Origin of the sequence: Streptomyces sp. NPDC047049 (assembly GCF_040643995.1) — a bacterium.
Taxonomy (GTDB): domain Bacteria; phylum Actinomycetota; class Actinomycetes; order Streptomycetales; family Streptomycetaceae; genus Streptomyces; species Streptomyces mooreae.
Window position 1 is genome coordinate 21,599 of sequence record NZ_JBEYVM010000035.1, and the last position, 9,734, is coordinate 31,332.

General features: G+C 70.8%; 10 protein-coding genes. 4 read left to right on the forward strand and 6 right to left on the reverse strand.

Going from position 1 to position 9,734, the window contains the following annotated elements:
* Positions 1-124 precede the first annotated feature (124 nt).
* The 4 genes from ABZ851_RS36730 to ABZ851_RS36745 form a co-directional block, all read right to left on the reverse strand.
* Positions 125-742 (reverse strand): GNAT family N-acetyltransferase, encoded by a 618-nt coding sequence (locus tag ABZ851_RS36730; protein ID WP_361136971.1) that lies wholly within the window; start codon positions 740-742, stop codon positions 125-127.
* Between the two features lie 128 nt (positions 743-870).
* Positions 871-1,452, reverse strand: a complete 582-nt coding sequence (locus tag ABZ851_RS36735) for a DUF4352 domain-containing protein (protein ID WP_361136973.1) — start codon at positions 1,450-1,452, stop codon at positions 871-873.
* A gap of 153 nt (positions 1,453-1,605) precedes the next feature.
* Positions 1,606-2,298 carry a response regulator gene (locus ABZ851_RS36740; protein WP_361136975.1) on the reverse strand — a complete coding sequence of 231 codons (693 nt, stop codon included), beginning with the start codon at positions 2,296-2,298 and terminating at the stop codon, positions 1,606-1,608.
* 169 nt (positions 2,299-2,467) lie between these two features.
* Positions 2,468-4,144 (reverse strand): sensor histidine kinase, encoded by a 1,677-nt coding sequence (locus ABZ851_RS36745; protein WP_361136977.1) that lies wholly within the window; start codon positions 4,142-4,144, stop codon positions 2,468-2,470.
* A 274-nt stretch (positions 4,145-4,418) separates the two neighbouring features.
* Here ABZ851_RS36745 and ABZ851_RS36750 point away from each other — a divergent pair, with 274 nt between their 5' ends.
* The 3 genes from ABZ851_RS36750 (at position 4,419) to ABZ851_RS36760 (ending at position 7,183) form a co-directional block, all read left to right on the forward strand.
* A complete protein-coding gene (locus tag ABZ851_RS36750) occupies positions 4,419-5,234 on the forward strand; it encodes an ABC transporter ATP-binding protein (RefSeq protein WP_361136979.1) in 816 nt (271 codons plus the stop codon).
* On the forward strand, positions 5,224-6,096 hold the full coding sequence (locus ABZ851_RS36755) for an ABC transporter permease (protein ID WP_361136980.1): 873 nt from the start codon (positions 5,224-5,226) through the stop codon (positions 6,094-6,096). The genes ABZ851_RS36750 and ABZ851_RS36755 overlap by 11 nt, the downstream gene beginning before the upstream one ends.
* Before the next feature lie 61 nt (positions 6,097-6,157).
* Positions 6,158-7,183 (forward strand): ABC transporter substrate-binding protein, encoded by a 1,026-nt coding sequence (locus ABZ851_RS36760; protein WP_361136982.1) that lies wholly within the window; start codon positions 6,158-6,160, stop codon positions 7,181-7,183.
* Between the two features lie 75 nt (positions 7,184-7,258).
* Here ABZ851_RS36760 and ABZ851_RS36765 read toward each other — a convergent pair whose 3' ends face one another.
* Both ABZ851_RS36765 and ABZ851_RS36770 read right to left on the reverse strand, forming a co-directional pair.
* Positions 7,259-8,089 carry a DNA/RNA non-specific endonuclease gene (locus tag ABZ851_RS36765; RefSeq protein ID WP_361136984.1) on the reverse strand — a complete coding sequence of 277 codons (831 nt, stop codon included), beginning with the start codon at positions 8,087-8,089 and terminating at the stop codon, positions 7,259-7,261.
* A gap of 13 nt (positions 8,090-8,102) precedes the next feature.
* Positions 8,103-8,294, reverse strand: coding sequence for a DUF6381 family protein (locus ABZ851_RS36770; RefSeq protein ID WP_328389578.1), 192 nt, complete (start codon positions 8,292-8,294; stop codon positions 8,103-8,105).
* Between the two features lie 366 nt (positions 8,295-8,660).
* Between ABZ851_RS36770 and ABZ851_RS36775 the strand changes: the two genes are divergently transcribed.
* Positions 8,661-9,668, forward strand: coding sequence for a hypothetical protein (locus tag ABZ851_RS36775; protein WP_361136987.1), 1,008 nt, complete (start codon positions 8,661-8,663; stop codon positions 9,666-9,668).
* Positions 9,669-9,734: the final 66 nt, after the last annotated feature.

Consider the following 9,734-nt stretch of genomic DNA (forward strand, 5'->3'; position numbering starts at 1 on the left):
ATCGTCAGGCCCCGCCGGGGGAGCTGTCAAGGGGTGGGACGCAGGGGGTCCTCCCGGAGACGGTTCCCGCGCCTCTTCGTGACGAAGCCGCTACTGCCGGTGCGAAGCTTGCCACTCGGGCCGCTCAGGCCCGCTCCGGCTGCTCCGGCTGCTCCGGCCGTCCCGGCTGCCCGCTTCCGCGGAAGTCCAGCATGTAGAAGACCTTGTCGTAGCGGCGTCCGCCCATGGCGACGAAGCCGGGGAGACGGCCGTACTCACGAAAGCCGAGCGACCGGTAGAGGGCCAGCGCCCGGGTGTTATCGGCCCGCGCGTCCAGGGTGAGGACCTCGATCCCGGCCTCCCGGGCGTCCCCGACCAGCGCGGCGGTCAGTGACCGGCCCACACCCCGCCCGTGCGCCCCGTGCGCCACCGCAAGCTTCTCCAGGTCCGCGTGCTGCCGATTGGTCGGACGGGCATAGCGCAGCCAGTACCCCAGCCCGACCAGCCGGCGCCCGGCGTACGCCGCCCGCAGCGCCCCGTCCCCGGCCCGCGCGGCGCGCAGCACCCGCTCGACAAGCTCCGCCACCTCGTCCGCCGGGGGCGGATCGGTCCAGCCGAGCGGGGCACCGCCCCGGACCAGCTCCGCCAGGATCCGGTGCGCCGCCACGGCGAACCCGGCCGCCAGCTCCGGATCGCCGGACAGCTGCCCCGCGTCGAGAAGGTCGGGTTCGGGGCTGGTCCCACCGGGAGTCGCGGCATTCATGACCGGCAGCCTAAGACAGCGCCTTCCGCCTTGTCCTGACCACTCCGGGCTGAAGACAGTCGGCCCGCAGCAGCGTCACCCTCGCGAGCACCGGGAAAGGCGTGCCGTATGCGATGCCTCCGAGAGGTCTACCGGGACGGCATCTCGAAGAGGAGTGCGGCAGTTCCCCGTGTGTCGTAGTAGGTGACGCTGCCGCCCTTCCGTGGCACGTCGAGGACGATGTCCCCGGTCACCCCCTGGCCAGGATGGTATGTGGTGCCGACGTCCTGAGTGCCGGTGGATATCAGTGTCGACACCTCTTGCTCCGTCGTGGCCCTGTCCTTCCACCTCATATTCCGGTACGGGGTGAAGGTGCCGTCCCTGTGGCCCGCATTCGTCACTTCGACAGTGAGGACGGCGTATCGGCCCTTGGGTTTTGCTTCGCCGATTTCCGAGGGGGTTGCGTACTTCGCGGCGTGGAAGGTGACGGACATCGTTGTAGCGTTGCCGGAGTTGTCAATTGCCGTGTAGGTGTGCGTTTTCCCGACGGAGAGGGCGGGAGGCTTGACCGGTCCCTTGGGGGCCTCTGCAGATTTCTCCGGGCCGGGAGCGGTGGAAGACGCCGAAGGCTTCTTGGCGGCGTCGGTGGAAGCCGATGAACAGCCGGCCACGGCTCCGGTGACGGCCAGAGCGACGATGAATAATGCGGCGTTTCGGCTGTACGGGCGCATGGTGTTCCCTTCCGATCCCTGGTGGTGAATGCGTGAACTGTATGGCACATCACGACGCTTGCGGTCGGCTTGGGATCGTCGGGCCGGCCCTCGTGTCATCAGGGCATGGCCATCCGCCTGCAGGGGATTCTGATCGCCACCGGTTTCGGCCGTTCAGTGGCTGCTCGCCCAGCGGTAGCGGTGTTCGGGGCGGCCGGTGTCGCCGTATTTGAGGGTGAGGGTGATGTGGCCGCTGCGTTCGAGGTGTTTGAGGTAGCGCTGGGCCGTGGAGCGGCTGACGCCGGCGCGTTCGGCCACCTCGTGGGCGGACAGCGGGTGCCCGGCCGTGTCCAGGACCCGGCGGATCAGGTCGACGGTCGCCGCCGAGTGGCCTTTGGGGAGTTCGGTGTGCGGGGAGTCGGCGGTCCGGAAGGCGCCGAAGATCCGGTCCACCTGCTCCTGGCCCGCCTCGCCGCGTCCCCCCACCCCCTCCACGGTGCGGCGCAGCGCCGCATAGCCCTCAAGTTTGGCGCGCAGCCCGGAGAAGCCGAACGGTTTGACGAGGTACTGCAGCGCGCCACAGCGCATCGCGTCCTGGACCGTGGTGACATCGCGGGCCGCGGTCACCATGATCACGTCGGTGCGGTGGCCGAGTTGGCGGAGTCGTCGCACCAGTGACAGGCCGGTTTCGTCGGGCAGGTAGTGGTCGAGCAGTACCAGATCGGCTGGGGCGCGCTCCAGGGAGGCCAGCGCCTGGGCGGCGGTGTGGGCACGGCCGGTGACCCGGAAGCCGGATACCTGGGACACATACGCGGCGTTGATCTCGGCGACGTGGAAGTCATCGTCCACGACCAGGACATCGATCATCGTGATGCTCCGCTCGGCAGGGGTCTTCGCGCCGGCGGCTCCGTTCCCACACGGAGCCCGGTTCGCTCGCGGCGCTCTGTTCCCGTGCGGTGCCCCGTTCCGTCGCGGCGCTCCGGCCGTCGTGGCACTCCGGTCACCGTGGTGCTCCTTTCGTCGTGACCCGCCCGCTTCACCGTGGATCTCCCGCGGTGGTGAGCCGGCGCACGGGTGCGTCGTCGTGCCGGGCGAGTGCTTCGGGGAGGACGACGGTGAAGACCGCACCGCCGCCCGCGCGGGCGGTCACCCGGGCCATCCCGCCGTAGCGCTCGGCGAGCCGGCGCACCAGCGCAAGGCCGATGCCCCGGCCGCGGTGGAAGGCCACCGGGCGGGCGGACGGCCCGGTTCCGGGGGCGGGCGCGGCGGCCTTGGTGGACCAGCCCTCGGCGAAGATCCGCTCCCGTAGCTCCGGCGGCACCCCGGGCCCGGTGTCCGAGACCCGCAGCACGGCGGTCGTGTGCTCGGCCCGCAACTCCACCTCGACGAACGGCTCGTCGCGGCGGCGCTCCCCGGTGGCGTCCAGCGCATTGTCGATGAGGTTGCCCAGCACGGTCACCAGGTCGCGCGGGTCGACCACCGCATCGGGCAGCAGCGTGGTGGACGACATCCGCAGTGACACCCCGCGTTCGGCGGCGACGGCTGCCTTGCCGACGAGCAGTGCGGACAGCAGCGGGTCGTGCACCCGCTCCGCGATCTGTTCCGCGGAGGCCCGCTGGGCGCTGGCCACTTCGCTGACGAACTCCACTGCCTTTTCGTACCGGCCCAGTTCCAGCAGCCCGCGCAGGGTGTGCAGTTGATTGGCGTGTTCGTGATCCTGGGCCCGGAGCGCGTCCAGCAGCCCCTGGGTGCCGTCCAGTTCGCGGCCCAGCAGCTCCAGCTCGGTGCGGTCCCGCAGGGTCACCACCGCCCCGCCGTCCTGGGTCGGCATCCGGTTGGCGACCAGCACCCGCCCGCCGCTGACGGCCAGCAGATCCGTGCCGTCCACCCGCCCGGCCAGCACATCCGTCGTCCGCCCCGGCGGCAGCACCTCGTCCAGCGCCCGGCCCGCGGCCCGCGCGTCCAGGCCCAGCAGCCGCGCGGCCTCGTCGTTCACCAGCCGGATGCGGCCGCGCCGGTCGAAGGCGACGACGCCCTCCCGGATGCCGTGCAGCATCGCCTCCCGCTCGTCGAGCAGGGCGGAGATATCGGCGAACGCCACCCCGTGCGTACGACGCCGCAGCCTCCGGGAGAGCGCGACCGCGGCCAGCACCCCGACGGCCAGCGCCGCGCCCGCATACCGCAGGAGCGCGGGGATGGTGCCGAACAGCCGCCCCCGGACACTGTCGTAGGCGATACCGACCGACACCGCACCGACGATCCGGCCCCGGCCGTCGCGCAGCGGCACCTTGGCGCGGGCCGACCGCCCCAGCGTCCCGGTGTCGATCTGCCGCACCTGCCGCCCGGCGAGGGTCCGGCTCGGGTCCGTGGAGACATGCCGGCCGATCTCGTCGGTGTGGGTGTGCGACCAGCGCACCCCGTGGGTGTCCATTACGACGACGTACAGCGCCCCGGTCGCGGTACGGATCCGCTCCGCTTCGGCCTGCACCGGCCCGTGCGCCGCCGGTTCGGTGGTGACCAGCTCCCGGGCGAGGTCCGGAGCGGCGGCGGTGGTCTGGGCGATGGACAGCGCCCGGCGCATCGCCTGGTCGTCCAGCTCGGAGCTGAGCGGGGCGAGGAACAGGCCGGTGGCGAGCACCATGACGCCGGTGGTCAGGGCGACTTGCGCGGTGAGCACCTGTGCAAAGACCCGTCGGGGCCAGCGGATCCGCATCGGGTCTCCCTTGTCTCCGCCCTCCGCACCCTTGCGGAACCGAATCTTCCTTTTTCACTGCGCGATGCCTGCGTCTTTCACCTCGCCAGGGCCCGCACCTTTTGCTTCGCGATCACCGCACCGTAAGCCGTGCGTGAGCACCCGCACACCCCCTGGTGACGACTTAGCCGTTCTAGCGTGAGCAAAATGAGCACAACAGGGTTTGCGCGCAGAAAGGTCGCTTGCGCCCACAAGGCTGCCGCTGTGGCCCGGATCACTCCTAGCCTCCCGACCCATGAACAGCCACACGAGCCCCGCTATCGAACTGCGGGGTACGAGCAAGGCCTTCCGGACGCCCTCGGGGGCGCTGCACACGGCCGTCCGGGACCTGGATCTGGTCGTCGAACGCGGTGAGTTCGTCGCCGTCGTCGGCCCCACCGGGTGCGGTAAGTCCACCATGCTGACCCTGGTCAGCGGCCTGGAAGAGCCCACGGAAGGCGACGTACTGGTCGCCGGGGAGCCGGTGCGCGGCATCGGCGACAAGATCGGGTTCGTCTTCCAGCAGGACGCGGTCTTCCCCTGGCGCACCGTGCTGTCGAATGTGATGGCCGGCCCCCGGTTCCGCGGCGTACCGAAGCCCGAGGCCAGAGAGCGGGCACGGGAATGGCTCGCCCGGGTCGGTCTTGCGGCGTTCGAGGACCGCTACCCGCACCAGCTCTCCGGTGGGCAGCGCAAACGAGTCGCCCTCGCCGCGACCTTCGTCAACGACCCCGGAATCCTGCTCATGGACGAGCCGTTCTCCGCCCTCGATGTGCAGACCCGGGCGCTGATGTCGGACGAACTGCTGGAGCTGTGGTCGGGGACCGGTGCCTCCGTCGTCTTCGTCACCCACGACCTGGAGGAATCCATCGCCCTCGCCGACAAGGTGGTCGTCATGACCGCGGGCCCGGCCACCGTCAAAGAGGTTTTCCGGATCGATCTGCCGCGCCCCCGCAAGGTCGAATCGGTCCGGCTGGAGCCGCGGTTCCTCGAGATCTACCGGGAGATCTGGTCCTCGCTCGGCGAAGAGGTCCGTATCACCCGCGAGAGGGGTGCCGCGGATGTCGCCTGAGACCGGAACCGCGCTTTTGGCCAAGCCCCGAGCGGGCCGTACGGACCGCTCACAGGCCAGGGCCCGGGCCGCGCGCCACCACAAGCTCCTGGTCCACGGCACCCGGGTGCTGCTGCTCGTCGCGCTGACCGGACTGTGGGAGTGGCTGGCCCGCGCCGCCGTCATCGACCCGTTCAACTTCTCCATGCCCTCCAGGATCTGGAACCAGATGAGCCAGTGGGCGCTGCACGGCACCCCGCAGGGCTCGCTGTGGGAGCAGATCTGGTACACGCTCTACGAAGCGCTCCTCGGCTGGGTGATCGGCGTCATCGGGGGTGTGGTGCTGGGGATCGCGCTCGGCCGCATCCGCTTCCTGGCCGATGTGCTCGGCCCGTACATCAAGGTGCTCAACGCACTGCCGCGCATCGTCCTGGCCCCCATCTTCCTCATCTGGTTCGGTCTGGGGCCGGCCTCCAAGGTCGCCTCCGCCGTGGTCCTCGTCTTCTTCCCGGTCTTCTTCAACGCCTTCCAGGGCGCCCGGGAGGTGGACCGCAACCTGGTCGCCAATTCCCGGATCCTGGGGGCGAGCAACCGCCAGGTCACCCTGCAGGTGGTGATCCCCTCCGCCACCTCATGGATCTTCACCAGCCTGCATGTCAGCTTCGGCTTCGCGCTGATCGGCGCGATCGTCGGCGAGTACATCGGGGCGACCAAGGGCCTGGGCCTGCTGGTCTCGGCGTCCCAGGGCACCTTCAACGCGGCCGGTGTGTACGCCGCGATGGTGATCCTCGCCGTCGTCGCCCTGCTCGCCGAGGGGCTGCTCGCCTTCCTCGAAAGGCGGCTCTTCCGCTGGAAGCCGGCCGACGCCGGCGACGGCCGCTGAGCCCCGCGCCCCTCGCAGCCCCCTTCCCTCCTTCTCCTCTCCACCTCACAAGGACGTGACCATGCCCACCGCACGGAAGATTTCGGCCGCCGTGGCCGCCACCGCCCTCGCCCTGACGACCCTCACCGCCTGCGGCGGCTCCCCGTCCGCCGGCCCCGACGACCAGAACGGCAAGATCAAGATCATGGTGGGCGGCCTGGACAAGGTCATCTATCTGCCCGCGAGACTCACCCAGCAACTCGGCTACTTCGAGGACGAAGGCGTCCACGTCACGCTGCTGACCGAACCGGCCGGTGTGCAGGCCACCACCTCGCTGGTCTCCGGCGACGTGCAGGGCGTCGTCGGCTTCTACGACCACACCCTCGATCTGCAGGTCAAGGGCAAGCAGGTGGAATCGGTGGTCCAGCTCGCGCACGCCCCCGGCGAGGTCGAGCTCGTCTCGGAGAAGGCGGCCGGCGACCTCACCTCGGCCAAGGACTTCCCGGGCAAGAAGCTCGGCGTCACCGGCCTCGGCTCCTCCACCGACTTCCTGACCAAGTACCTCGCGGTGAAGAACGGGGTGCAGACCAACGAGTTCACCCCGGTGGCGGTCGGCGCCGGCCAGACCTTCATCTCGGCTCTGCAGCAGGGCTCGATCCAGGGCGGGATGACCACGGACCCCACGGTCGCGCAGATCCTGGACAAGAAGCTCGGCAGAATCCTCGTCGACATGCGCACCCCCGAGGGCTCGAAGAAGGCGCTCGGCGGCGCCTACCCCTCGTCCAGCCTCTACATGAACACCGACTGGGTGAACAGCCACAAGGAGACGGTGCGGAAGCTGGCCCGCGCCTTCGTGAAGACCCTCAAGTGGATGTCCACGCACACCGCCGCACAGATCGCCGCGAAGATGCCGTCCGACTACGCCCAGGGCGGCAAGGAACTGTACGCCCGGTCGATCAAGAACACCCTGCCGATGTTCACCAAGGACGGGGTGATGCCGGCCGACGGCCCCGCCACCGTCGAACGCGTCCTGAAGGCCTTCAACCCCAACCTCAAGAACGCCACGGTGGACTTGAAGAAGACCTACACCACCGAATTCGTCAAGTAGGCAGGGGCGGCCCGCCCACACGGTGCCGTGCAGGGGCCGCCGCCCTCGGGCCGTACGGCTCGCGGCTTCGGCCCCTCAGCGCTGCAGCACGATGTCGTCGGGCGAGGCGAGCCGTTTCCAGCGGTCCTCCGGGGTGCGTACGACGGGCATCAGATCGGCGGCAGGAAGGGGGCCCAGGTTCAGCGAGGTGAGTTCGGCGACATCCGTCACCGGCACCTGGAACGTCCGGAAGGCACCCAGCACCGGGGGCGCCCCGGGTGTTGCCCCGGCCAGGGCACGCTCGGCGTCCCAGATCAGGTCCGGGCTCTGGTCGAGTACGTACGCCGTCGCCGCCAGCGAGCCGTCCCGGAGGAACGCCGCCACCTTCCAGAAGCGCAGCGGTACTTGGACGCCCCGGTACGGCGGGTCCGAGTCGTGCAGTACGGGTCCGGTGAGGACGGCCAGCCGGCGGCCGGGCCGGGCGGCGTGGCCGAGCAGACAGCCCTCCAGCCCCTCCCAGACCTGCCTGCTCCGATTGCACACATCCGCCTGCGGGGCGGCATTCGTGTAGTGGAAGGTGTCCGCATGCGCCTGGTGGGCCTCGGCGGCCTCGCCCCACACGGGACCGGGCCGGCCCACCAGGTGCCCCTTGTCCAGGGAGTTGTTCTGGTAGACCTCCTCGCCGGTCTGCCGGTCCTCGTCCAGCCGCGGATCGAGCCGCCAGTCGCGCTCCGGCGGCACCTGCGCCGGCAGCCGCTCACCGTCGATGCAGACCGCGGCGGCCGCCGCCATCCGCCGGTCCGGTCGCAGCACCACGGTGAAGTGGGTGTAGGGCAGCACCACCGTCTCCACGGCGGGACCGGCGGGCACCGGCAGCGGTACCGGCACCCCGAGGAAGTGCTCGTCGTAGCCCGCACGGCCGGCCATGGACTGCCCGGCCTCACTCGGCGGGGTAGATGTCTCCGCTGGCCATACCGCTTTCCTGCTCGCTCTGGGACAGGAGCCTGCGCGCCTTCTCCTGGAGCCGCTTTTGCTCCTCCGGGTCGCCGGCGCGTTCCGCGGCCGCCTGCAGTTCCTGGGCCTTGTCGCGCATCTGCTGGATGCGTCCGTGGGATTCTCCTGTTGCGCTCATGATCCGTCCTCCACCGGTGTGGTGTATGGAGCTCCACCTACCAGCGAAGCAGGCCCGGCGGACCTCGGCACGTCGAAGCGTCACGTCTCGTGGCGGGGCGGATACGGCCGCCGTCACAGGGGGCCGCCGGGGGCGGCGCGCCCGGGCGTACCGGCGTGTCTCCACCGGATGGCCTTCCTGAATGGCGGGGGCACACCGAAGGGACGTTGGCTGAGGCACAGCACTCTCAACGTCCGCCGAGTGTCAGCGCTCCTGGTGTTTGACGCTCCCCTCGTTCAGTGGAGTCCCTCCATGACATCCGAACCAGCACTCTGTGGGGGCGACGCCGAACTGTCATCGACAGGACCCGGCGAGCACTTTCCGCCCATGCCCCCTGAGCACAACTCGTCCCACACCCTTCTGTGGGAGGCAGTCACCCATCGGCCCTTGGAGGAAGTCGCCGCCCTGGTGGAACTGCTCAAGCGCAGCGGCGACGTTCCCAACCCCGGCGATGAAGCCCTGCGGATGGCGGTGGTTTCCCGGCCGGTGAGCGAGGTCGCCGCGCTCTTCGACATGCTGCGGGCCACCCCGCACACCGCGGAGTCGAGCCAGGAAGCGCTGCGCGCGGTGGCCGTCGACCGGTCCGTCGAGGAGGTGGCGCAGCTGATCGAGCTGTTCGACCGTACGAAGGGCGGCAGCGACGGTCGCCACGGGATGGCCGACCCTTTCCCGCCGGACCCCTTCCCGCCCGGCCCCGGTAGTCACGGCGGCCACGGCGAACCCGAGCCGACCGCGTCCCTGCACGTGCTCGACCCCGATGTCCGCCCCCTGGACCACAACGGTCAGCCGCTGTCCACCGCGCAGCGTGAGCCCGCGATGGGCCGGCCGCCCCAGCACACCCCCTGGTCCCGGCAGCCCGCCGACACCATGCGGCACGGCGCCCCGCCGTGGGCCTCGCCGGCCGAGGCGGCTCCGCAGCCGGGCTACGCGGTCCCCGGTGTGCTGCGGTCCGTACTGCGCTGGCCCGCGGCCGCGGCCCTGGCGCTGTGTGGTCTGAGCCATCTGCCGGTGCACTCGTCGCACCTGCACGGCGCCCAGGCGGCCGCCGGGCTCTCGATGGCCATCGCCGTCGTGTACCTGCTGCTGGCCGGCTGGCTGGCGATGCGTGACACCGCCCTGGTCTGGACGGTGAGCGCCGCCGCGGCCATGATCATCATCGCCCTGCACGCGCTGTCCCGGGCCGGCGTGCTGTCTCCCCTGGGCAGCGGCCTGGGCGAGGCGGGCATGTGGCCCGAGCTGCTGGCCGTGGGGCTGGCGGTCGCCAGCGCCGCACTCGCCGGCGCGGCGCTGCTCTACCGCCCGCGCCGGGTGGGCCCGGCCGCCGCGCGCGGCTGACGGGCGACGGCGCAACGGCCGTCAACGGCCGCCAAGGGCGCGGGCCGAGACCCAGGTCAGGGTCTC

Bases quoted from the DNA above. Each gene is read 5' to 3' on its own strand.
- ABZ851_RS36730 (WP_361136971.1), bottom strand. From the start codon at position 742: ATGAATGCCGCGACTCCCGGTGGGACCAGCCCCGAACCCGACCTTCTC.
- ABZ851_RS36735 (WP_361136973.1), bottom strand. From the start codon at position 1,452: ATGCGCCCGTACAGCCGAAACGCCGCATTATTCATCGTCGCTCTGGCC.
- ABZ851_RS36740 (WP_361136975.1), bottom strand. From the start codon at position 2,298: ATGATCGATGTCCTGGTCGTGGACGATGACTTCCACGTCGCCGAGATC.
- ABZ851_RS36745 (WP_361136977.1), bottom strand. From the start codon at position 4,144: ATGCGGATCCGCTGGCCCCGACGGGTCTTTGCACAGGTGCTCACCGCG.
- ABZ851_RS36750 (WP_361136979.1), top strand. From the start codon at position 4,419: ATGAACAGCCACACGAGCCCCGCTATCGAACTGCGGGGTACGAGCAAG.
- ABZ851_RS36755 (WP_361136980.1), top strand. From the start codon at position 5,224: ATGTCGCCTGAGACCGGAACCGCGCTTTTGGCCAAGCCCCGAGCGGGC.
- ABZ851_RS36760 (WP_361136982.1), top strand. From the start codon at position 6,158: ATGCCCACCGCACGGAAGATTTCGGCCGCCGTGGCCGCCACCGCCCTC.
- ABZ851_RS36765 (WP_361136984.1), bottom strand. From the start codon at position 8,089: ATGGCCGGCCGTGCGGGCTACGACGAGCACTTCCTCGGGGTGCCGGTA.
- ABZ851_RS36770 (WP_328389578.1), bottom strand. From the start codon at position 8,294: ATGAGCGCAACAGGAGAATCCCACGGACGCATCCAGCAGATGCGCGAC.
- ABZ851_RS36775 (WP_361136987.1), top strand. From the start codon at position 8,661: ATGCCCCCTGAGCACAACTCGTCCCACACCCTTCTGTGGGAGGCAGTC.